Here is a 22,349-nt window from a genome sequence, read left to right on the forward strand (position 1 = left end):
GGCGAACGCCGTTTTGTCAGTTCATTTGGGTCGTCAGCGGCTACCCCCGGTGGGCTGCCGCAGGTACGGGTCCTTGCCAGCCTGCGCGAAGCCGGCCACCGCCGAGGCGTCGTGGTTCATCGTCATGTCGCAGGTCGACGTGCGGCTGGTCATGCCGGCCGAGTTGAAGTAGATCGCCGCCTTGATCTTCGGGTGCGCCTTCAGCGCCGCCGGGAACTCCTGGAACCAGCGCTGCTTCGCGCCCGGGTCCGCGGAGTCGAAGTTGGTGCCGAACTCGGCGAGCATCCGGGGCTTGCCGGCGCCGATGCCGTTGTCGTCCAACCACCCGTAGAAGCCACCGACAGTCGTGCTCGGGCTCTTCCACACCGTGCTGCCGTTGCAGACGTGGAAGTTGTACGGGTCGTAGGCGACCCAATCGACGTACTGGTCACCGGGGTACAGGCCGGCGTACCGGGAGTAGTGCCCGGACCAGCCCATCATCGTCCAGACCCAGACCGCGTTTGTCGCGCCGGCGCTGACGAACCGCTCGTGCACGTAACGCCAGGCGCGGACGAAGTCGGCGTCGCTGCCCTTGTTCGGCTCGTCCTCCGGCTCGTGGTCGAAGCCGATGAACACCGGCACGCCGGCGGCCCGGATCCGGCCCGCGACCGCGTCGATGGTCTCGTCCTGCTTGCCACCGTAGACATCGGACCACTTGAGGGTGGTGCCGGCGGAGAAGTCACGGGACTCCCAGGCGAAGAACATCAGCCGGCCTTCGCGCATCTGCTGCGACTCGTAGGCGTCGGGGAAGGCGCCGTTACTGCCGGAGTTGGAGAAGTCGTGGTAGCGGTGCACGATGTCGAACTTGCGCCCGACCTGCGCCTCCACGTCGGTGACGGCCTTGCCGTGGTCCCAACCCCCGGCCGCCCCGGCGGGCGAGTACATGCCCCACCAGGCGCCACAGGACGGGACGAGCTTGTTCGAGACGGACCCACACTTGCCGGACGGCAGCGTGCCGCTGGCGCTCGGCGTCGCCGTCCGGGTCGGGGCGATGGTCGGCGACGGCTTCGGCGCGGCGGTGGTCGGCGACGCACTGGGCGACGGCGGCGGCGCCGACCGGGTGGTCGTCACCGGCGACGGCCGGGCCCCGAGGTCGTAGGTGATCAGCAGGCTGGGCCGCAGGTCCGGGTTACGGTTCTCGACCGACGCCCAGTAGATCCTGCTCTCCAGGCCGCTCTGCGCCAGCGAGACCGTCCAGGTGCCGTTGCCGGTGACCAGCTTGGAGACGTCCCACTCGTTGACGCCCTTGGACACACTTGTCACCCTGTCCAACGCGGCACCGGCCGACGTCAGGGGAGGTCGCGACTCGCGGGCGCTCAGCGGCGAGGCGTGCGCCGTCACCGTGGCCGCGAACTGCTGCCAGGCGTGCACCCGCAGCGTCGCCCGAATGTTGACGGCGGCGGCCGGCACCGTGGTCACCGCGAACTCGATGACCGCCTCGCGGCCACCGCGCGGGTTGCCGTCGCAGCGCGTCGCACAGGTGGCCAGCGTGCTCTTGGTCGCGTTGTCACCGTCCTGCGACACGACTGTCGCGGTGGTGTCCGCCGCCGCCCGGATCGACAGGTCGTCGCTGGCCAGCAGCGGCATCATGGTGGCCACGATGCCGGCCACCACCGAGCCGCCGAGCACGCCGATGGCAATCGCCTTACGCCGGGGTCCGGAACGGAACCGGGTGATGCGGTGCAGTCCGTGCCTGGTCAAGGAAACTCCCTGTGTCTGCGTCCATAACGGTGAGCAGCGTATCGATGACCAGGGCACATCGTGGGTAGGACAGTTTCCCGTAAGCGCGTCTTAACCGTCAGCTAAGAAAGCCGTGCCGGGGCACCCGCTGGGGTGTCGTACACGATGCCGGGCAGGCGTACGCGGAGTCAACGGCGCTACATGCGACCGCGTCGGACGGCCAGCGGGATCCCGTCCGCGGTCACCGCGTCGCCCGGTCGAGCTCGGTCTTCTCTGGACCGCCCGTCCGGCAGGTCAGCCGGCGCGAGCGGCAGCCAGCGCGGCGGCCATCGCCGCCCTCGGCGCGGCAACCCCGGTGAACTGCTCGAACTGCCCGACCGCCTGAGCCAGCAGCAGATCCAGACCGGAGACGATCCGGCAGCCGGCCGCTTCGGCGGCGGTCGCCAACGGTGTCGGCCACGGGTCGTAGAGCGCGTCGAAGAACACCGCGCCCGACCGCCAGACCACCGCGTCGGCCAGCGGGTCGGCAACCCCCTTCGGCACCGTGGAGACGACCACGTCGGCGGTGGAGAACTGCCGGGGCGCGTCGGCCCATCGGGCGGCCGTCAGCGCCACATCCACCGCGTGCGCCACCGGGCGCAGCTCCTCGACCGCCTCCGGTCGCCGGGCCACCACCGTCACCGACGAGCAGGCCAGCTGCGCGGCGGCGGCCAGCGCGGCGCGGGCCGTCCCGCCGGCACCGAGCACCGTCACGGCGGCACCGGCGGTCACACCGGCGTCGGTGAGCACCCGCACCATGCCGGCGACGTCGGTGTTGTCCGCGTACCAGGAGCCGTCCGGACGGCGTACCAACGTGTTGGCCGCGCCGACGGCGGCGGCGACCGGCGACGCGGCGTCGGCCACGGCGAGCGCCGCCTCCTTGCCCGGCATGGTCACCGACAACCCGGCCCACTCCGGGCCCAGGCCGGCGACCAGATCCGGCAGCTCCGCCGCCGCGCACTCGATCCGGGTGTACGACCACCCGGTCAGCCCGGCGGCGACGTAACCCGCGGTGTGGATCACCGGGGAGAGGGAGTGCGCGATCGGCTTGCCCAGCACCGCGGCCCTACGCGTCGACACGATCACCGCCGGTCAAGGCCGACATCATTTCTCCGCTCTCCCCCACACGTCGGGATCGACCCTGACCAGCAATGGGAGGGAAGCCTTCACGCGGCACCCAGCCGGTCAGATGATGCCGGCCTCCTTGGCCTTGTTCTCGTTGCGCTTCTGGTCCTCGTACGTCTCGGCGAAGGCAGAGTGGCCCTGCTTGTCGATCGCCACGAAGTAGAGCCACTTGCCCGGCGGCGGGTCCATCGCGCCTTCCAGGGCCTGCTTGCCCGGGTTGTTGATCGGGGTGGGGATCATGCCGCGCAGCTTGCGGTTGTACGGGTTCTTCTGGTCGTCCAACTCGGCCGCCGTCATCTGCTTGGACGACTTGGTCGGCTTGCCGATCGACTCCAGGTAGTAGTTGACCGTGACGTCCATCTCCAGGCAGTTGCAGTTGAACTCGCCGTACACCCGGTTGTAGGCCACCCGGGCGACCTTGCCGAGGTCGTCCTTGTTGCCGGCCTCGGCCTGGGCCAGCGAGGCAACGATCAGCGCCTCGTACGGACTGACCTTGCGCTCCTCCTGCACCCGGTCGGCGAACTTCATCTCACCGCTCACCGAGAGGAAACGGTTCACCATCAGCTTGAGGATGCTCTCGGCCGTGGACTTCGGTGGAATCTCGTAGGTGTCCGGGAAGAGGAAGCCCTCGACAGACTTGACGACCTTCTTGCCGTCGTCGCGCTTGAACCACCAGTCCGGGATGCCGAGCCCTTCCGGGTCCTTGGCGGCAGCCTGGAAGTCCTTCACCGGGATCTTGGTCTTCTCCGAGAGCAGCTTGTAGATGTTGAAGCTCGTGCGGCCCTCGGGGATGGTCAGCCCGTTGACGATCTTGTTCTTCAGGTCGAGCATCGCCGTCACGGCGTTCGCGCCGCTCATCTGCTTACGCAGCTTGTACGTGCCCGGCTGGATGTTCTTGCTGCGCGAGTTGGCCTCGGCCGCCTCGATGAAGGCCTTCTGGCTCTTCACCACGTCGGCCGCCACCAGGGCGTCGGCCATGTCGGCGATCAGCGCACCGCTCTTGATCTCGACGGTGATCTCACCGGCCCCACTGCCGTCGTAGTCGGGGGTGACGAAGTAGTTCTGGATGCGGTCGAAGCCGTAGAACGCGACGCCCCCGATGCCACCCAACAGGATCAGGGCCATCAGCAGGGCCAGGAATGTCTTGCCCCGGCTGCTGCCGCCGGACCCACTCTTGCGCTTGCGGAAGCCGCGCCGGTGCCGACCCTTCTCCCCCCGCTCCGGCTCGTCGAACCCAAGATCTAGATCGTCGATCATTACGTCCGCCTCCGCTGCGCGTCCAGCCAGCTCTGCAGGATCTCCACCGCGGCCGCCTGATCGACAACCGCACGTTGACGTTTACCTCGGACGCCACGCTCGGCAAGCCTACGAGAAGCGACCACGGTCGACATCCTCTCGTCAGTGAGCGTTACCGGGACAGGCGCTATCACATCGACCAGTCGGTCAGCGTACGCCTTCACATGGACGGCCGCAGGGCCGTGCTTGCCGGCGAGATTGACCGGAAGACCGACGACAACCCCGACGGCCTCGTGCTCGGCCACCAACGCGGCCAGCTCGGCGAGGTCGCTCGGCACCGCGTCCGGAGCCGCCGAGAGATCACGCGCCAGGGTGACAAGCGGCGTCGCCAAGATCCCGTCCGGATCCGAGCGGGAGATCCCCACCCGCACCTGACCGACATCCACACCGATCCGCACACCGCGCGTCAACTCAGCCACCGACGGTCACCACCGGTCGGGTACGAACCAGGGCGGACCGAATGGCCCGCCCTGACTCACAGTAATGATCTATCACGCGTCAGCGATCGCCTTCTCGACGGTGAGCAGCAGGTTCGGCGCCTCGGCCGCGGGCAGACCGCCACCCTGGGCCAGGTCGGGGCTGCCACCGCCACGCCCGGAGAACGCCGCCTTCACCAGATCCGAAGCGGCCAGGCCGCGACCGCGCGCCGCCGCGTTGACCGCCACCACCAGGGACGCCTTGCCGTTCGACCGCGCCGCCACCGCCACGACCGCCGGCCGCGCCGGGTCGATCTTGCCGCGGATCTCCTGGGCCAGGGTGCGCACATCGTTGCCGGCCGCGCCCTCCGGCGCCTCGGTGCCCACGTACGCGACCCCGCGCACGTCCTTGGCCTGCGCCGCGAGCGCCCCGGCGCCACCCAGCACCAGCTGGGCGCGCAGCTTCTCCAGCTCCTTCTCGGCGTCCCGAAGCTGGGTGACGGTCTGCTCCACCCGGTCGGCGACCTGATCGTTGGGCACCCGGTACAGCTCGGCCAGCCGGGAGACCAGCAGATGCTCCTTGGCCAGGAAGCCGAAGGCGTCCATGCCGACAAGCGCCTCGACCCGGCGGACACCGGAGCCGATCGACGACTCGGAGAGGATCTTCACGAGGCCGAGTTGGGCCGAGCGGGCAACGTGCGTGCCGCCACACAGCTCCCGGGCGTAGTCACCCACCTCGACGACCCGCACCTCCTCGCCGTACTTCTCGCCGAAGAGCGCCATCGCGCCGATCCGCCGCGCCTCCTCCAACGAGGTGATGAAGGCGTGCACCTCCAGGTCGGCCAGGAGCACCTCGTTGACCTGCTGCTCCACGTCGCGCAGGACGCTCGGCGACACCCCGGTCGGGGTGTTGAAGTCGAACCGGAGCCGACCCGGGGCGTTCAGCGACCCGGCCTGCGTGGCCGACTCGCCGAGGAAGTTCCGCATGGTCTGGTGCACCAGGTGCGTGGCGGTGTGCGACCGGGAGATCGCCCGACGCCGGGTCGTGTCGATCTCGGCGAAGCCGGCCTCACCGGCGCGTACCTCACCCCGGATCACCCGGGCGCGGTGCACGATCAGGCCCGGCACCGGCTGCTGCACGTCGAGCACCTCGACCTGCCCGCCACCGACCGTGATCATGCCCTGGTCGGGCTGCTGACCACCGCCCTCGGCGTAGAACGGGGTGGTGTCCAGCACCAGCTCGATGGTGTCGCCCTCGGTCGCCGCCTGACGCGGGCCGTCGGCGCCGAGCAGCGCCCGCACCGTCGACTCGCGGGACACCTCGCTGTACCCGGTGAACGTCACCGGCCCACCCGCGTCCAGCACCGACCGGTACGCCGACAGGTCGGTGTGCCCCGTCTTGCGGGCCTGCGCGTCGGCCTTCGCCCGGGTCCGCTGGTCGGCCATCAGCCGCCGGAAACCCTCGTCGTCGACCGTGAGGCCCTGCTCCGCGGCGATCTCCAGGGTCAGGTCGATCGGGAAGCCGTACGTGTCGTGCAACTGGAACGCCTTCGCCCCGGACAGCGCGGAGCCGCCCGCCGTGCGGGTCTCCGCGATCGCGGTGTCCAGGATCGTGGTGCCGGCCCGCAGGGTGGACAGGAACGCCTCCTCCTCCGCGTACGCGTAATCCGCGATCCGGTCGAAGTCGGTCGCCAGCTCCGGGTACGACGGCGCCATGCAGTCCCGGGCCACCGGCAGCAACTCCGGCAACGCCCGGTCCTGCCAGCCCAACAGCCGGATCGACCGGATCGCCCGGCGCATGATCCGGCGCAGCACGTACCCGCGGCCCTCGTTGGACGGGGTCACCCCGTCGCCGATCAGCATCAGCGCGGTCCGCACGTGATCCGCGATCACCCGCAGCCGGACGTCGTCCGGGTGCGACTCGCTCGCCACGTGCCCGGAGTGCGCGCCGTACCGCTTGCCTGTCAACTCGGCCGCCCGGGCCAGGATCGGCCGGACCTCGTCGATCTCGTACAGGTTGTCCACACCCTGCAGGATCGAGGCCATCCGCTCCAGGCCCATGCCGGTGTCGATGTTCTTCGCCGGCAGGTCACCCAGGATCGGGTAGTCCTCCTTGGTCGTGCCCGGACCCCGTTCGAACTGCATGAAGACAAGGTTCCAGTACTCCATGTAGCGGTCCTCGTCGACCGCCGGGCCGCCCTCGCGGCCGTACTCCGGGCCCCGGTCGTAGAACAGCTCCGACGACGGACCGCACGGCCCGGGAATGCCCATCGACCAGAAGTTGTCCGCCTTGCCCCGGCGGACGATCCGCTCGGCCGGCACCCCCACCGACCGCCAGATCTCGTACGCCTCGTCGTCGTCGAGGTAGATCGTCGGCCAGATCCGCTCCGGATCCAGCCCGTAACCACCCTCGGCGATCGGCTTCGTGGACAACTCCCAGGCCAGCGGGATCGCGCCGGCCTTGAAGTAGTCGCCGAAGGAGAAGTTGCCGTTCATCTGGAAGAACGTGCCGTGCCGGCTGGTCTTGCCGACCTCGTCGATGTCCGGGGTGCGCAGGCACTTCTGCACGCTTACCGCCCGCTGGTACGCCGGAGTCTGCTGACCCAGGAAGTACGGGACGAACTGCACCATGCCGGCGTTGACGAACAGCAGGTTCGGGTCGCTGATGGCGGGCAGCGGAGCGGACGGCACCACGGTGTGGCCATTCGCCTCGAAGTGCGCGAGGTACCGCCGCTTGATCTCCGCCGTCTTCATCGCTGGTGTTCCTCCGGAAAGATTTCTCGATCGCCGATCCGCGGGTCTTCCCGCAGGTCGGCGAACTTGTCGTCGAACGCCTCGCCCTGGGCGAACGCGTGGTGGATCTCCTGCTCGCGTTCGGCCATCCCGACCCGGACGTCCTCCACGAAACTACGCAGCGACTCGACGAGCCCGCCAGCGGATTCCGTCAGCGAGCTGGCGATGCCCGCCGGCGTGTACGACTGGGCGGTCCGGGTCGCCTTGCGGACCACGACCACACCGACGGCCACCCCGATACCGAGCCAGAACAAGCGCCTCATGTCCCGCTACCTCCTGGTGCGCCGGTCGGTCAGCTGTTGCCGCGTCGCGCGGCCCGTCGCTGCTGCTTGATGGTGTCGCGTACCTCGCGCTCGGTTTCGGCGTGCCGGCGGCCGGCGGCGGCCTTCCGCACGCCGTAGCCGAACGCGGCCACCTTGACCAACGGGTTGGCGGCCGCCGCGGAGACGACGGTGGCCAGGTTGGCGACGTTGGCGGTGACGTTCTGCGCGTGGCTGGTCATGGTGTCGACCTTCGCCAGCTGGAGGTTCACACCGTCGAGCGAGGTCTGCACCTGCTCCAGCGCGGTGTTGACGTTCTTCACAGTGGTGTTCACGTCGCCGAGCAGCGGTGCGGTCCGATCGTTGAGGTCGTTGATCATGCGGGTGGTGGCGTCAACCGTGTGCCGCAGCCGCAGGATGGGCAGCGTCAGGATGAGCACCAGCACCGCGAAAGCGGATGCAGCGATCAGCGCCGCGATCGCTCCAATGTCGCCCACGCCTGTCCTCCTCAAACAGAGTTCCGCAGGACCCGACGTCCCCGGAACGCACAACCATGGCACCCGTACCGGTCGCCGAGTCGGCGGCTGTCACCGGTAGCGGGCGTGCCCGCCAGCCCCAGACCCTACCGTCCGTGATGGAGACCGGCTCAGGACGGTGAGGGTGTCAGCTCACCCAGCGGGTCCGCGCTGACCGTCGGGAACGGATCCTCACCGGTCAGTGACGGGTCGGTGGTCGGCTGCGGCCTGGTCCGCTCGTCGTCGATCGCGTTGCGCACCTTCACCGACACCAACGAGCCGGTGCACTCGGTCGCAGCGGCCGACGGGTCGGCGGACGGGTCGGCCGACGGCGTGACTGCCGGCTCCCCGTCGACCGGCGGTGGCACACAGGTCGGCTCGCGCACCCACAGGTCCAGGGTCAGCTCGTCGCGACGCCAGCAGGTGTAGCTGCCCTTCGTCTGCTGCTCCGGGCAGCGGCTCACCTTCCACGGCCGCCACCCGTCCTGGCGCAGCGCGTCCTCGTAGACCTGCGCCGTCTCCTTGGGCGCCTTCTCCGAGGTCACGGTGCGCTCACGCAGCCGGCAGTCGAGCAGGCACCATCGGCTGCCGCTGACGTCGTCGACAGTCTTCGCGGCCGCCCAGCCGGGCACGCCGAGCTGGTCCAGGTTGTCGAAGACCGGGTCACGGCTCAGCGTCCGGATGCCGAAGAAGAGCGGCAGCGCGCCGAGCAGCACCACGCTGACCAGCACCAGTACCGCGGCGCGCAGGCGGCGCCGTTCACGGGTCTGCCGGCGTTCCTCGGAACGGGCACCCGGCGCGGCGTCGTCGTCCGACGCGTCCTGACCGGCCGCACGCAGCGCCGGTCCGTCGGAGGGCTCCGGCGCCGACCTGTCGACCGGGCCGGACGCGGCGGGCACCACGGCGGCGGCGCGAGCCACGCCAACGGGCTCGGTGGGGCGTCCGGGTGGCGGCACGGGCGCGACACCGCTGGGCTCGGCACGACCGGGCTCGCGATGCGGGGGCAGGGCACGTCCGGCGGCACGGTCTGCCGGCGCCGATCGGCCGACCGGCGCACCACCACGGGCCGGGCCGGCCGGGCCCGGCTCACCGACCGTCCGGTCGTCGGTGGGTGGCTGTGCGCCGGGCGGGCGGACGGCGGCACGCGCCGGACCGTCCGGACGTGAACGTGGCGGACCATCCACACCTGGCGGGACAGCCGCACGCGCCGGACCGTCCGAACGCGTCGCGTCCCGGGCGTCCGGACGCGTCGCGTCCCGGGCGTCCGAACGCGTCGCGTCCCGGGCGTCCGGACGCGTCGCGTCCCGGGCGTCCGGACGCGTCGCGTCCCGGGCGTCCGGGCGGGTCGCGTCCCGGGCGTCCGGACGCGTCGCGTCCCGGGGTGCCGCGTCGACACCTGGGCCGGGGCGCGGTGGGCCGTCAACGCCACGGCGCACGGTGCCGGATGCCGGCGCGTCGCCGGGGATGGGTCGGGCCCGGCCGGGTGGGGCGGAGCGGGCCGCGCCCCGAGCCGCGGGACCGGCGGCGGGTCGCCCACCGGCGTAGGGGTCGTCGCCCTGGTCTCCGGCGGGCCCGGGTCGACCGGGGCCGGCCGTACCCTCCTGGCCGGGCTCGGTTCGACGTCGGCGGCCGGCCGGGTCCGAGGTGGGCGGTGCGTCCGGGCCGGGCCCCGCCACGGCACGGCCGCGCCGACCGGTGGGGTCCGGAGTCGGTACTGCCGCCGCGCCCCGCCCACGGGTGGGCCGTTCACCGGGCGCCGGCGGATAGGGCAGTGCCTGCTCGCCGGTGGATCCCGACCCGTCGGGCCGGACGGCGCGACGACCGGTCGGCGCGTCCGCGCCCGGGTCGACCGGTGGGCCGGCGGGCCGGTGGGCGGCGGTGCGCTCCGCAGCCGGGTCCGGTACGGCGAGCCGACCGGACGCCTGGTCGGCGAGGTCCGCCGGCCCGGTGGCCGGCGCCGGGTGGCGACCCCCGGCCGGCGGGCTGCCGTCTCGGCGGTCGACCACCGGCAGGCCGGGGTCGGTGTGTGGCAGGCGGCCGGCCTGGCGGAGCCAGTCCGCGGGCCGCTCCGGACGGTCCGGACGGTCCAGGCGGGGCTCGCCGGCGGGTGGCGTTCGGCGTTCCGGTTCACCCGAGACGACCCGGCGGCGACCGGTGCCGTCGGCGGGGCCCGCGGTGGGGCCGGCGGTGGGGCCGGCAGTGGGCAGTGCGCCGCTGTGCGCGCCGGTCGCCTCGGGCACCGACGACGCGTTGCCCGAGCGGGGCATGGGTGGCGCGTTGCCCGAGCGGGGCACGGGTGGCGCGTTGCCCGAGCGGGGCACGGGTGGCGCGTTGCCCGAACGGGGCACCACCGGCTCGTCCGGCTCGGCGGCGCGGCGACGCCCGCCGGCTGCCGGACGGGCACGCTCGGCGTCGCGCCGCCCGCTGGGCTCGGGAGCACCGGGGTCGGCCGGGCCCGGACGACGCCGGGCGGTACGCGGGTCACGATCGATGGCGGGGTCGGGCCGCAGGCCGTCCTCGGCCGGCGGCACGACGCCAGCCGGCGCGCCGTCGAAGCGGGCCGGCCCGGGGGCGGCCGCTGCTCCGGCGGCCCGCGCCGGGTCGGATGTCGGGCCGACGGCGCGTCGACCCGCGGGCGTGCCGTCGGCGGGCGGCCGGGCACGGCCGGGCTCGACCGGCTGCTCCGGGCCGGGTCGGCGGCCCGACGGACCAGCGTCCGGACGGCGCAGCGGCGGCATCGCGTCGGGATGCCCAGCGGGTGCGGCGGGGTCCTGATGACGGCCCGGCGGAACAGCGACGTCCGGACGACGGCCCGGCGCAGCGGAGGCGTCCGGGCGACGACCGGCCGGGGCGCCTGTGGTCGGAGGGCCCGAGGGTGGGCCGGGAGGGGCCGCCGCACCGCGAGAACGGGCCGGGCCACCGGGCGCCTCGGGTGCCGGGCGAGGCCCCTGCGGGCCGGCCGGGTCACCCCCGCCCGGGCGAGCGGAGGGTGGCGACTGTGGTACGGCAGCACGGGCGCCGGGCACCTGTTGCACGCCGCGGCGCGGCGGCTGCCCGGGTGCGGCGGGACCGGCGGCGGGTGGCCGGTCATCCGGGCGGCGGCCCGCTGGCGGCGTCTCCCCCGGCCAGGGACCGTCCACCTGTCGACGGGCGGCGGCGCCCGGGTCCCCCTGGCGCGGGGCCGGCGGCGCCGAGGACTCCGGCGCACTGCCGCGCGCACCTGCCGGCTCTGCCGGCGTCCGCGGGGTGGGCTGTGCCGGCGGCCCGGAGGGGTCTGCCGGCGGCATGCCCCCGCGGGGCCGGTTCGGCTCCGCGGGTGCGCCGTCCGGGCCCAGCTCGGTACGTTGCTCCTTGGCCGAGCGCAGGTCGTCGATCCAGCCGAACTCCTCGCCGGCGACCGGCTCAGCCGGCTCGGGCTCAGCCGCCCGGCCGCGACCCCAACGGCGGGTCTTGGCGCGGGGATCGCGCCGCTCGTCCGGGCCCTCGTCGTCCGGGCGGTCCCCACCACGCGATCTCACTGTTGACCCTCTCCTGCGGCGTCGGTGCCGCTGTCCTGCATCGTGCCGGAGGCACCCGTGCCCGTCGTCGGCCGGACGGCCCCCGGGGATAGCGTTGGCGCGGTCTGCGCCGTTACGGACGGCCCGGATGTCGACGTCTCCGGACGGGCGGCCGGGGCCGGCAGACCCCGCACGATCCGACGTAGCAGCGGCAGCCGGCTGGCCACCGACCGCTCCGCGCCGTGCGGGCTGGGCTGGTAGTAGTCGGTGCCCACCAGGTCGTCCGGGACGTACTGCTGGGTGACCACGCCGCGCTGGTCGTCGTGCGGGTAGCGGTAGCCGGTCCCGTGGCCCAACCCTCGGGCGCCGGCGTAGTGCGCGTCGCGCAGTCCTCGCGGCACCGACCCACCGCGGCCGGCCCGGACGTCGGCGATCGCGGCGCCGATGGCGGTGGTGGCCGAGTTCGACTTGGGCGCGGTGGCCAGGTGGATCACCGCCTGGGCGAGGTTGAGCTGCGCCTCGGGCAGCCCGACGTACTCGACCGCGTGCGCGGCGGCGGTCGCGACGCTGAGCGCCCCGGGATCGGCCATGCCGACGTCCTCGCTGGCGAAGATGACCAGACGACGCGCGATGAACCGGGCGTCCTCACCGGCGACCAGCATGCGGGCCAGCCAGTGCACGGCCGCGTCCACGTCCGAGCCACGCATGCTCTTGATGAAGGCGCTGACCACGTCGTAGTGGGCGTCGCCGTCGCGGTCGTAACGCACCGCCGCCACGTCGACCGCCTGCTCGGCGGTGGCCAGGTCGATCCGCCCGCCGCCGAGGGCCGTGGCGGAGGCCGCCGCCGCCTCCAGGGCGGTGAGTGCCTTACGGACGTCACCGGCGGCCAGCCGGACCAGGTGGTCCTCGGCCTCGGTGGTCAGGGCGAGCGCGCCGTCCAGGCCACGCTTGTCGGCGACCGCGCGGCGCAGCAGGCCCCGCACCGCCTCGTCGTCCAACGGTTGCAGGGTGAGCAGCACGCACCGCGACAGCAGCGGTGAGATGACCGAGAAGTACGGGTTCTCGGTGGTCGCCGCCAGCAGGGTGACCGTACGGTCCTCGACGGCGGCGAGCAGCGAATCCTGTTGGGTCTTGCTGAACCGGTGCACCTCGTCGATGAAGAGCACGGTCTGTGGGCCGCCGGACCGGCGCTGGCGGCGAGCCGCCTCGATCACCGCCCGGACGTCCTTCACGCCGGCGGAGAGCGCCGACATGGCGACGAAACGGCGGTCGGTCGCACCGGCGACCAGGTGCGCGATGGTGGTCTTGCCGCTGCCCGGTGGGCCCCAGAGGATCACCGACATCGGAGCCCCGCCGGAGACCAGTTGCCGCAGGGGTGCGCCGGGGGCGAGCAGGTGCTCCTGCCCGACCAGCTCGTCGAGGGTCACCGGGCGCATCCGGACGGGCAGGGGCGAATCGTCGGCCACCGCGGTGAAGCCGTCGACACCGGCGGGACCGGCGGGCGCGCTGCGCGACCCGGCGGGTTCACCGAGGGAGAAGAGGGCGTCGGACTCCATCACGAAGACAGTACCGGGCCGGGCCCACGACGCCGGAATCGCGCCGCGGGCCCGCCACCGGTGATCGGTTCCGGTCAGCCACGCCCGGGGCGACGGCCCCGGTACCAACGGCCGCCGCCACCGCCGCGCGGGCCGCTGCCCACGCCGGCCAGGTAGAGGGAGAGCAGGAGCAGCCCGATGAGCACGAGGGTGTTCCAGTTGAACAGGTCGGGTGCGCCGAAGTTGGTGTCGAGCAGGTCGAGCAGCAGGGCAAAGCCAAAGACGATGGCCGCGAGAATGGCGAGCATGTCGGTCCTCCGGTGGGGGTTCCCAGTAGGTCGGCGCGTGATGTACCCAATCGGTCGACTCGCCAATCTCCACGGTGGAGAGGTGCCGCACCGCGGCGGCCCCGACGCGCTTGTTCGCTCCCCGGCTCCTAGGCTGAACAGCATGATCATCAACGACCAGGTGCTCCAGGACCGGGACGCCATCCTGGCCGCCGCCGGCCAGCACCCGTTCGCCCGGCACGCGCTCGGGCGGGCCGCGCCGGCGCGCGGGTACCGGCGCGACGGCGCCGTGCTGTGGATGGTTCCGCCCGAGTTCGGACCGGCCGGCTGCGCGATCGGCCCGGTCGAACCGGCGCTGGAGATCTGCGTCGCGCTCGCCGCCGACGGGATGCTCCAGCCCGGACAGCGGGTGCACCTGCCTCGACACGATCGTGGTCTGCTGGTCGACCGGCTGGCGGTGGCCGAGCACACCGACTGGGACTTCCACTGGACGGACACGTCGCCGCCGCAGCAGCGCGACGAGCAGCAGGTGGTACGCCTCACCGCCGCCGACCAGCCGGCGCTGGCAGCGCTTGTCGAGGAGTCGTTCCCCAGCAGCACCTCCCGCCCGGGCGACCCACGGGTGGTCGACTGGTACGGCATCCGGGCCGGCGACCGGTTGGTGGCGTGCGGCGCGGACCGCAGCCAGGGTGAACTCGGCTTCGTCGCCGGTCTGACCGTCGCCCCCGACCAGCGCGGTCGAGGGCTGGGCGCGTCCCTGACCGCCGGGATGACCCGGGCGCTGCTGACCCGCCACGACATGGTGGCGCTCGGCGTCTATACACACAACGTCGGTGCGGCGCGGCTCTACCGTCGGCTCGGCTACACCAACACCCTCCCGCTCAGCTCGATCCGCCTCGCCTGACCGGCCGGCTGCCAGTCAGGCGAGGGGCCTTCCCTCAACGGTCGGCGGCGGGCACCGGAACGGCGGTCGGCTCGACGGCCGGGACGGCTCGGCGGCCGGCCAGCCAGGCGGGCAGGTAGAGCGGTGCGGCGACGGCCAACACCACAGCGCCGACCACCATCGCGGTGCTGACGCTGGTGGCGGCGGCGAGCGCGGTGAGCACCACCCCACCGAGCGCGGCGGCCGGCTGCGCCATCATCGAGTTCAGCGAGAGCACGCTGGTCCGGTACGGACCGTCGACCTGCCGGTGCAGCAGCCCACTGTGCAGCGGGTTGGACGCACCGTGCACGGCGTAGCAGGCCAGGTAGGCCACCAGCACGCCGACCGGTCCGGCGAACAGCCCCATGCCGACCACCGTCACGCCCTGGAGGACACGCAGCAGGGCCGCGCCCGGCGCGGCGCCGAACCAGCGCAGCAGCAGGGGGGTCAGTGCCGCGCCCGCCGCCGAGGCGAGCCAGGCGGCCGAACTGGCCGGCCCGAGCAGCGCGGCGGCCCGTTCCGGGTTGCCGATCACCTCGGCGAGCCGAACCGGCAGCAGCGACTCGAAGGTGATCATGCCGAAGCCCCAGAACAGTTCCACCGACACCAGCGCCAGCAACACCCGGGAACGGCGCAGCAGCCCGAACGCCTGGCTGACCATCCGGGGCGCCTGGACCACCGAGGCCCGCAGCGCCGCCACCCCGGTGGCCGGCCGCTCCTCGACAAGCAGCACGACAAGCGCGACGAGCGCCCCCGCCTGCGCGACGATCGCGGCCAGCACGGGCACTGTGAGCGCGCTGACCGGCCCGATCGAACCCAGGGCGACCAGGCCACCGCTGAGCAGCGCGCCGGCGCCGATGGCCCCGCCGCTGACGGCCCCGGCGTGCCCGAGGCCGCGTTCATACTCGGCCTCCGAGTCGGCGGCCAGGGTCGCGTCGACGTACCACGACTCCAGCGGGCCGCTGTCCAGTGCCCGGTAGATCCCCTGCACCGCATAGACCAGGAAGAACACCCAGAACGAGTTGGCCACCGCGAACAGCGTCAGCGAGACGAGGCTGAGCACCCCGGCGACGAGCAGCACCGGCCGGCGGCCGAGGGCGTCGGCGAGCCCGCCGGTGGGCAACTCCAGCGCGAGCACCAGCAGCCCTTGCGCGGTGAAGACCAGGCCGATCTGCGGCAACGACAGGCCGCGCTCCTGCATCAGCAGGATCATCACCGGGATCATCAGACCCGTGGGCAGCCAGCGCAGGCCGTACAGCGTGAGGTAACGACGGCGAACCTGGCGTACGGTCAGCGCGCTCACGACACCACCTCCGTTCGCGACTGCGGGGCTCGCAAACCCCGCTCACTCCTCGCGCTCACGACGACACCTCGGTTCGCGACTGCGGGGCTCGCAAACCCCGCTCACTCCTCGCGCTCACGACGACACCTCGGTTCGCGACTGCGGGGCTCGCAAACCCGGCTCACTCCTCGCGCTCACGACGACACCTCGGTTCGCGACTGCGGGGCTCGCAACCCCGGCTCACTCCTCGCCCTCACTGGAGGCCCTCGCGCAACGGGTAGGCAGCCAGGAACACCTGCACCGGGCGGGCCTCCGGGTCGGTGGAGGCGGCGGGCTCGGCCTCGCGGTGGTACCGCTCCAGCACCTGCCACACCTCCGCCTTGAGTTCTTCCAGCCGGGCCGGCGGAATGGTCATGAAGATGTCGCCCATGCCGAATCCGTCCCGCCAGGCGGCCGACCACTCGTGCTGGGTGGCGAACCAGCGGTCGGCGGTTTCCGCGAGGAGACGCACCTGGTCGCCCTGGATCCACTCGATCGCGGCCCGGGCGTCGGGGTCGTCGTCGAAGTCAGACGGCTCCCAGTTGGTGACGTCGTGGGCGGCCTGCCACCAGCGCTGCCGCCCGCTGCCCCGTTCGGGATCCTCAATGACCAGCCCGACCTCGGCGAGCTGTCGCAGGTGGTAGCTGGTTGCGCCGGTGTTGGTGCCGAGCAGTTCGGCGAGGGTGGTCGCGGTAGCGGGCCCCTTCACGCGCAGCGCTCCGACCAGCCGCATTCGCAGCGGATGCGCCAGCACCCGGACCTGCCGTTTGTCGATCCGCACTTCACGCAGCACCGGCCGCGAGACGCCTTCGTCGTTCACCATGACTGCACACTATCTCTGCACACTTTCTATGCACAATAGTTGTGCATAGAAAGTGTGCACGCGCCCGTTCAGGGGGCGAGGACCTCGCGGACTCCGCGCAGCCGGGTGCGCAGCAGGCCTGCGGCACGGGTGGAGTCGAGGCGGACGTCCAGCGGGCGGACCAGGCCGCTCGCCGCGCTGGTCGTGGTCTTCAGCCCGGCCGCGTCCAGGCCGTACCGCTCGGCGACCAGCAGGCCCAGCTCCGCCCGGCTGACCGCGTCCGGGCCGGCCACGTTGAGCAGACCGGCGTACGACGAGGCGACCAACTCCAGCACGGCGTCGGCCAGGTCGGCGACGTCGATCGGGCAGCGCAGTTCGTCGCTGAACAGGGTGGCCCGGCCGGCGAGCGCATCCCGGCAGAGCTGGATCTGCTTGCTGCCCTCCCCCACGATCAGGGAGGTCCGCACCAGGGCCGCGCCCGGGTCGATCGCCCGCACGGCGGTCTCGGCGGCGGCCTTGGCGGCACCGTAGGCGTGCACAGGTGTGGGTGGTTCGTCGTCGGCGTACGGCACGGGCCGTCCGGCGTGCAGCGCGTCACTGGACACGTGCACCAGCCGGGCGCCCACCTCGGCGGCGGCGACCGCCACGTACGCGGCCCCGTCGGCGGTGACCGCCCAGTCGTCGTACCGATAGGGGGTGCCGACCACGGCGTCCGGCCGCACCTCGCCGACCAGCGCGCGCACGGCGGCCCGGTCGGTCACGTCCAACCGCCGTGCCACGACACCCGGCACGGCGATCTCACCGGAGTGGAACGTCCCGACAACTGACCAGCCGGCGCTCACGCCCCGCCGACAAACCTCCCGCCCCAGTAACCCACTACCCCCGACAACAAGAACCCGCATCCCAGCCCACTCCCCCACCATTGATCAAGAGGTTTGCGTCATCTCGCGGGGCGATGATGACGCAAACCTCTTGATCAACCAAGCAAGGGCGGGGCGTGGGGTCAGACCGGGTCTGCTACCGGGGCTGCGGGGCCCGCCGTGCCGGTGTGAGCGGCGGGCGCTGGCTTGGGCTTGGCGTCGATGCCGGCCTCGGTGCGCTGCTGGGCGGTGATCGGGGTGGGGGCGCTGGTCAGCGGGTCGAAGCCGCCCCGGGTCTTCGGGAAGGCGATGACCTCACGGATGGAGTCGGCACCGGCGAGCAGCATGCACACCCGGTCCCAGCCGAACGCGATGCCGCCGTGCGGCGGCGCGCCGTACTTGAACGCCTCCAGCAGGAAGCCGAACTTGTCCTGCGCCTCCTCGGGAGTGATGCCGAGCAGGTCGAAGACCCGCTTCTGCACGTCACCCCGGTGGATACGGATCGACCCGCCGCCGATCTCGTTGCCGTTGCAGACGATGTCGTACGCGTACGCCAGGGCCCGGTCCGGAGCCTCCTCGAACCGGTCGACCCACTCCGCGTTCGGCGAGGTGAACGGGTGGTGCACGGCCGTCCAACCGCCCTCGTCCGTGCGTTCGAACATCGGCGCGTCGACCACCCAGCAGAACGCCCAGGTGCTCTCGTCGATCAGGCCGGACCGCTTGGCGATCTCGACGCGGGCCGCCCCGAGCAGCTCCTGCGCCTCCCGCGTGGTGGCGCTCGCGGCGAAGAACACCGCGTCACCCGGCTTGGCGCCGACCGTGTCGGCGAGCCCGGCCAAATGCTCCGCGGAGAGGTTCTTCGCCACCGGGCCGCGCGCCTCGCCGGTCTCGGCGTCCAGCACCACGTAGGCCAGACCGCGGGCGCCACGCGCCTTCGCCCAGTCCTGCCAGCCGTCCAACTCCTTGCGGCTCTGCGCCGCGCCGCCCGGCATCACCACCGCGCCGACGTAACCGCCCGCGTCGATCGCCCCGGCGAAGACCCGGAACTCGGTGCCGCGCAGGTACTCGGTCAGCTCGGTCAGCTCGACGCCGTAGCGCAGGTCCGGCTTGTCCGAGCCGTACCGGGCCATCGCGTCGTGCCAGGTGATCCGCGGGATCGGCCCGGAGATCTCGTGCCCGGCCAGGTCCTTCCACAGCGTCGAGACGATCGCCTCACCGAGGTCGATCACGTCGTCCTCGGTGACGAACGACATCTCGATGTCGAGCTGGGTGAACTCCGGCTGCCGGTCGGCGCGGAAGTCCTCGTCGCGGTAGCAGCGGGCGATCTGGTAGTACCGCTCCATGCCGCCGACCATCAGCAGCTGCTTGAACAGCTGCGGCGACTGCGGCAGCGCGTACCAGCTGCCGGGCTGCAGGCGCACCGGCACCAGGAAGTCGCGGGCGCCCTCCGGCGTCGAGCGGGTCAGCGTCGGCGTCTCGATCTCCAGGAAGTCCCGCTCGTGCAGCACGCCCCGGGCGAGCTGACTGGCGCGCGAACGCAGCCGCAGCGCGTTCGCCGGGCCACTGCGGCGCAGGTCCAGGTAGCGGTAGCGCAGGCGGATGTCGTCGCCGGCCTCGACCTGGTCGTCCACCGGCAGCGGCAGCGGCGCCGCCTCGGAGAGCACCTCCAGCTCGACGACTGTCACCTCGACCTCACCGGTGGGCAGCTCGTGGTTCTCGTTGCCGGCCGGCCGGCGGGTCACCTCGCCGACGACCTTCACGCAGAACTCGTTGCGCAGCGCGTGCGCGTCTTCCTCACGGAACACCACCTGGACAACACCGGAGCCGTCGCGCAGGTCGACGAAGATGACCCCGCCGTGGTCACGGCGGCGGGCCACCCAGCCGGCGAGCGTCACCGTCGAGCCGGCGTCCGCGGCGCGCAGGCTTCCGGCATTGTGGGTACGGATCACGGCTGGCAACTCCTCATCGTGGAACAGTCCTCACCGGCATTCTGTCAGGGGTGGCCGCCCCGCCTCCGGGGCACCCGGCAGGCCGGCACGATTCGCTGGTGGGGTGGACCGGCGAACCCGACTCCCCCGGCAGCCACGCCGGTTAACGTGGCGAAATGCGCGCCGTACCGAACTGGGCCGTCGCCACGGCGGCGGCGGCGCCCGTGCTGCTGGTGGCCGGCTGGACGGTGGCGGAGGCCCGACAACCCGTCGGGTACGACCCGGTCCGGGACACCATCAGCGAGTTGGCGGGGCAGGACGCCACCGACGCGTGGATCATGGTGGTGGCCCTGGTGCTGCTCGGCTGCTGTTACCTGTCGGTCGCCGCCGTCCTGCACGCGGCCGGGCTGCCCAGCCGCTTCCTGCTCGCGATCGGTGGCGTGGCCACCATCGCGCTTGTCGCCTTCCCCCGGCCGCCGGTCGGCGGCTCGCTCAGCCACGGGATCGCGGCCACGGTGGCCGTCCTCGCCCTGGTGCTCTGGCCGGCCGGCTCGGCGCTGCGGCTGCCGCGCGGCCACGACACCGAGCACCCCAGCCGACCGGAGCCGCCCTGGGCGTTCCGCCGGGCGGTGGGGCTGAGCACCACGCTCGTGCTGCTCGCGCTCTTCGGCTGGTGCGCGTTCGAGGTGACCAGTGGGTCCCGCACCGGGCTGGCCGAGCGGGTGACGGCGGTGGCGGTCTCCCTCTGGCCCCTACTGGCGGTCCTTTCCGCACGGCGGGCGCACCTCGCCTGGTCGACCGCCGGCACCGTACGCGTCGGCCCGGACCTGCCGACCATCGGCGTCGTACCCCCGGATCCCCTCGGACCACCGAGTGGGCCCGCTCCCGGACGACCCGACCGGCTGCCGTGAGTTGTCGCCCGGGAACCGCGCTCGTCGCACCGCTACCATCGCCCGATGTCCGCCGTTCCCCGTTGGGCCCTGCTGTCGGCAGGTGGCGCACCGCTGTTCCTCATCGGCGGCTGGACGCTGGCGCAGGCCGCGCAGCCCGACGGGTTCGACCCGGTGCGGCAGACCATCAGCGCGCTCGCCGCCACGGGTGCGGACCATCGTTGGATCATGACGATCGGGCTGGCTGGCCTGGGCCTGTGTCACCTGACGACCGCGCTCGGCCTGGTCAGCGCCGCGCCGGCGGGCCGAGCCCTGCTCGCGCTGGGCGGGCTGGCGACAGTGGTTCTGGTCGCGTTCCCGCAGAACCCGGCCGGTGACTCGACGACACACGCCGTGGCCGCCGGTGTGGCGTTCGGGGCGTTGGCCGTCTGGCCGGCCCTGGCGGTGCCCCGTCGAGCGGTGCCGTCCCTCGACCGGGAGCACCGCCACCCGCCCGCTCCCGTACGCCGGGTGGCGCTCGCGGCGGCGGCGCTCCTCCTCGGGCTGGTCGGCTGGTTCGCCGTCGAGCTCGTCACCGACGGGACCTGGATCGGGCTGACAGAGCGGCTGGCGGCGGCCGCCGAGGCGGGCGTACCGCTGGGGGCCGTCCTGGTTTCCTGGGTGCGGCCGAGACCGTCTGGTCCCGGCTGACCGCCGTCGGCTTCACCAGGTGTCGGCGTTCGGTGGCCGTCAACGCGACGCGGGCCGCCGGAGTTCCGGCGGCCCGCGAGCGGTGCGGGGATCAGAAGACGCTGACGCCGTAGCGGCTGAGCGCCTCGGTGACCGGCTGGAAGTAGGTCGTGCCACCGGTGCGGCAGTTGCCGCTACCACCGGAGGTCATGCCCAGGGCGGTGCCGCCGGCGAAGAGCGAGCCGCCGCTGTCGCCCGGCTCGGCGCAGACGTTGGTGCGGATCAGACCGGAGACCGAGCCCTCGGCGTAGTTCACCGTGGCGTTTGTCGCGTTCACCGTGCCGCCGTGCAGGCCGGTGGTGCTGCCGGAACGCTGCACCGACTGGCCGACGGAGGCGTTGCCGGCGCCGGTGATGTCCCGGTAGCTGCCGTTGTAGAGGTAGACGTTGCCGGCGGCGTTGGCCGAGTTGTTGTGCCGCACGATGCCGTAGTCGTTGCCCGGGAAGCTGGTGCCGGTACGGGTGCCGAGCAGCGCGGTCTGGGCGGAGTTCGAGTACCAGCTGGCCGAGATGTTGGTGCAGTGCCCGGCCGTCAGGAAGTAGTAGGTGCTGCCACTGCGCACGTTGAAGCCGAGCGAGCATCGCCCGCCCCCACCGGCGTAGATGGCCTGGCCGCCCGAGATCCGGGTGCTCAGCACGCCCGCCTCGGCCTCGACCCGGACCGCGCCGTTGGCCCGCGCGGCGGCGGCCTTGACCCGCTCCAGCTTGGCCCCGGTGACGGTGCTGTCGACGGAGACGACGACCTGGTTGGTGACCGGGTCGCTCCACCAGGCGGTGCCCGGGATCTTCGCGGAGCGCTCCAGGTCGGCCGTGGCCCGGTTGAGCTCGGCGGCGCCGCGGGTGACGTAGCGGACGGCGGCGCCGGCCTTGCTCGCCTTGCTGGCGGCGGCCGCGTCGGTCACCGTGACGACGGATTTGCCGCTGGCGTCGATGTACGAGCCGGCGGAGCGGTCGCCGAGTTCCGCGGAGATCGCGGCGGCGGTGTCGGGCGACGCGGCGGGAGCGGCCTGAGCGGGCGCGCCGATCAGCGAGCCGACGACCAGGGTTCCGGAAACGGCGACTGTAGCCGCAACACGGAATGAGGACCTCGTGGGTCGCATGTAACAACCTCCTGGGCGGGGGAGCGGGTCTGGCCGGGGGCGGCTGACCCGAGGGCAACCCGGCCGATCTGGGGAAACCTGCCGGATGAGAGTGAAGTATTCACATCCTTAAGATCATTGACAAGGCTTGGATTCGCCCGGATTTACCGATCTTGATCGGCCACATGGCCGCAACACCTCTGACACGCTGGTGGACAGCCACCGTCACACCAACCGACATCCGAACCAGTTTTGGCGCGCACGGTCATCAATGTCTGCCGGTGCTGGGTGGCGGGGCTCCCCCACCGGGACGACACCCGCGCGTCAGGGGGTACGG

Annotated in this window: 18 protein-coding genes; 3 read left to right on the top strand and 15 right to left on the bottom strand. The window is 72.6% G+C overall.

The features are described from left to right. Nucleotides 1-33: 33 nt before the first annotated feature. The 10 genes from ACLQ3B_RS30165 to ACLQ3B_RS30210 form a co-directional block, all read right to left on the bottom strand. Nucleotides 34-1,740 carry a glycoside hydrolase gene (locus ACLQ3B_RS30165; RefSeq protein WP_425784075.1) on the bottom strand — a complete coding sequence of 569 codons (1,707 nt, stop codon included), beginning with the start codon at nt 1,738-1,740 and terminating at the stop codon, nt 34-36. Between the two features lie 273 nt (nt 1,741-2,013). Beyond that, a complete protein-coding gene (locus ACLQ3B_RS30170) occupies nt 2,014-2,841 on the bottom strand; it encodes a shikimate dehydrogenase (RefSeq protein ID WP_425784236.1) in 828 nt (275 codons plus the stop codon). A 102-nt stretch (nt 2,842-2,943) separates the two neighbouring features. Continuing rightward, entirely contained in the window at nt 2,944-4,140 is a 1,197-nt protein-coding gene (gene mltG / locus ACLQ3B_RS30175) for an endolytic transglycosylase MltG (RefSeq protein ID WP_425784076.1), read from the bottom strand. Beyond that, entirely contained in the window at nt 4,140-4,598 is a 459-nt protein-coding gene (gene ruvX / locus ACLQ3B_RS30180; protein ID WP_425784077.1) for a Holliday junction resolvase RuvX, read from the bottom strand. The genes mltG and ruvX overlap by 1 nt, the downstream gene beginning before the upstream one ends. 72 nt (nt 4,599-4,670) lie before the next feature. Further along, entirely contained in the window at nt 4,671-7,349 is a 2,679-nt protein-coding gene (gene alaS / locus ACLQ3B_RS30185) for an alanine--tRNA ligase (protein WP_425784078.1), read from the bottom strand. Next, complete coding sequence (locus tag ACLQ3B_RS30190) at nt 7,346-7,651, bottom strand: hypothetical protein (protein ID WP_124823093.1); 306 nt, start codon at nt 7,649-7,651, stop codon at nt 7,346-7,348. Before ACLQ3B_RS30190 ends, alaS begins: the two co-directional genes overlap by 4 nt. 29 nt (nt 7,652-7,680) lie before the next feature. Further along, nucleotides 7,681-8,145: a DUF948 domain-containing protein gene (locus ACLQ3B_RS30195; protein ID WP_112677951.1), complete on the bottom strand. Its 465-nt coding sequence runs from the start codon at nt 8,143-8,145 to the stop codon at nt 7,681-7,683. A gap of 149 nt (nt 8,146-8,294) precedes the next feature. Further along, nucleotides 8,295-9,002, bottom strand: a complete 708-nt coding sequence (locus ACLQ3B_RS30200) for a hypothetical protein (RefSeq protein ID WP_425784237.1) — start codon at nt 9,000-9,002, stop codon at nt 8,295-8,297. Nucleotides 9,003-11,677: 2,675 nt separating this feature from the next. After that, a complete protein-coding gene (locus ACLQ3B_RS30205) occupies nt 11,678-13,216 on the bottom strand; it encodes a replication-associated recombination protein A (RefSeq protein WP_425784079.1) in 1,539 nt (512 codons plus the stop codon). Nucleotides 13,217-13,290: 74 nt separating this feature from the next. Then, nucleotides 13,291-13,503, bottom strand: coding sequence for a hypothetical protein (locus ACLQ3B_RS30210; protein ID WP_334506565.1), 213 nt, complete (start codon nt 13,501-13,503; stop codon nt 13,291-13,293). 142 nt (nt 13,504-13,645) lie between these two features. Here ACLQ3B_RS30210 and ACLQ3B_RS30215 point away from each other — a divergent pair, with 142 nt between their 5' ends. Next, the gene (locus ACLQ3B_RS30215; protein ID WP_425784080.1) at nt 13,646-14,386 is read left to right on the top strand and encodes a GNAT family N-acetyltransferase; all 741 of its coding nucleotides are present in this window, start codon (nt 13,646-13,648) and stop codon (nt 14,384-14,386) included. Between the two features lie 34 nt (nt 14,387-14,420). Here ACLQ3B_RS30215 and ACLQ3B_RS30220 read toward each other — a convergent pair whose 3' ends face one another. The 4 genes from ACLQ3B_RS30220 to aspS all read right to left on the bottom strand — a co-directional run bounded on the left by ACLQ3B_RS30220 (nt 14,421) and on the right by aspS (nt 19,336). Beyond that, on the bottom strand, nt 14,421-15,707 hold the full coding sequence (locus ACLQ3B_RS30220) for an MFS transporter (protein ID WP_425784081.1): 1,287 nt from the start codon (nt 15,705-15,707) through the stop codon (nt 14,421-14,423). 232 nt (nt 15,708-15,939) lie between these two features. After that, a complete protein-coding gene (locus tag ACLQ3B_RS30225) occupies nt 15,940-16,548 on the bottom strand; it encodes an ArsR/SmtB family transcription factor (RefSeq protein WP_425784082.1) in 609 nt (202 codons plus the stop codon). 68 nt (nt 16,549-16,616) lie between these two features. Continuing rightward, nucleotides 16,617-17,429, bottom strand: coding sequence for a sugar nucleotide-binding protein (locus tag ACLQ3B_RS30230; protein ID WP_425784083.1), 813 nt, complete (start codon nt 17,427-17,429; stop codon nt 16,617-16,619). 101 nt (nt 17,430-17,530) lie between these two features. After that, a complete protein-coding gene (aspS, locus tag ACLQ3B_RS30235) occupies nt 17,531-19,336 on the bottom strand; it encodes an aspartate--tRNA ligase (RefSeq protein WP_425784084.1) in 1,806 nt (601 codons plus the stop codon). Between the two features lie 155 nt (nt 19,337-19,491). Here aspS and ACLQ3B_RS30240 point away from each other — a divergent pair, with 155 nt between their 5' ends. Together ACLQ3B_RS30240 and ACLQ3B_RS30245 are read left to right on the top strand one after the other, a co-directional pair. Next, on the top strand, nt 19,492-20,226 hold the full coding sequence (locus ACLQ3B_RS30240; RefSeq protein ID WP_425784085.1) for a DUF998 domain-containing protein: 735 nt from the start codon (nt 19,492-19,494) through the stop codon (nt 20,224-20,226). A gap of 45 nt (nt 20,227-20,271) precedes the next feature. Then, nucleotides 20,272-20,895, top strand: coding sequence for a DUF998 domain-containing protein (locus ACLQ3B_RS30245; protein ID WP_425784086.1), 624 nt, complete (start codon nt 20,272-20,274; stop codon nt 20,893-20,895). Between the two features lie 91 nt (nt 20,896-20,986). On the opposite strand, the gene ACLQ3B_RS30250 is transcribed toward ACLQ3B_RS30245, so the two are convergent. Further along, on the bottom strand, nt 20,987-22,033 hold the full coding sequence (locus tag ACLQ3B_RS30250; RefSeq protein WP_425784087.1) for a S1 family peptidase: 1,047 nt from the start codon (nt 22,031-22,033) through the stop codon (nt 20,987-20,989). Between the last annotated feature and the right edge of the window lie 316 nt (nt 22,034-22,349).

The sequence above is a fragment of the Micromonospora sp. DT53 genome, assembly GCF_049841535.1.
Lineage (GTDB): Bacteria > Actinomycetota > Actinomycetes > Mycobacteriales > Micromonosporaceae > Micromonospora.

Coding starts and splice junctions, on each gene's coding strand:
- mltG (WP_425784076.1), bottom strand. CDS start 4,140: ATGATCGACGATCTAGATCTTGGGTTCGACGAGCCGGAGCGGGGGGAG.
- alaS (WP_425784078.1), bottom strand. CDS start 7,349: ATGAAGACGGCGGAGATCAAGCGGCGGTACCTCGCGCACTTCGAGGCG.
- ACLQ3B_RS30190 (WP_124823093.1), bottom strand. CDS start 7,651: ATGAGGCGCTTGTTCTGGCTCGGTATCGGGGTGGCCGTCGGTGTGGTC.
- ACLQ3B_RS30205 (WP_425784079.1), bottom strand. CDS start 13,216: ATGGAGTCCGACGCCCTCTTCTCCCTCGGTGAACCCGCCGGGTCGCGC.
- ACLQ3B_RS30210 (WP_334506565.1), bottom strand. CDS start 13,503: ATGCTCGCCATTCTCGCGGCCATCGTCTTTGGCTTTGCCCTGCTGCTC.
- ACLQ3B_RS30215 (WP_425784080.1), top strand. CDS start 13,646: ATGATCATCAACGACCAGGTGCTCCAGGACCGGGACGCCATCCTGGCC.
- ACLQ3B_RS30225 (WP_425784082.1), bottom strand. CDS start 16,548: ATGGTGAACGACGAAGGCGTCTCGCGGCCGGTGCTGCGTGAAGTGCGG.
- ACLQ3B_RS30230 (WP_425784083.1), bottom strand. CDS start 17,429: ATGCGGGTTCTTGTTGTCGGGGGTAGTGGGTTACTGGGGCGGGAGGTT.
- ACLQ3B_RS30240 (WP_425784085.1), top strand. CDS start 19,492: ATGCGCGCCGTACCGAACTGGGCCGTCGCCACGGCGGCGGCGGCGCCC.
- ACLQ3B_RS30245 (WP_425784086.1), top strand. CDS start 20,272: ATGTCCGCCGTTCCCCGTTGGGCCCTGCTGTCGGCAGGTGGCGCACCG.
- ACLQ3B_RS30250 (WP_425784087.1), bottom strand. CDS start 22,033: ATGCGACCCACGAGGTCCTCATTCCGTGTTGCGGCTACAGTCGCCGTT.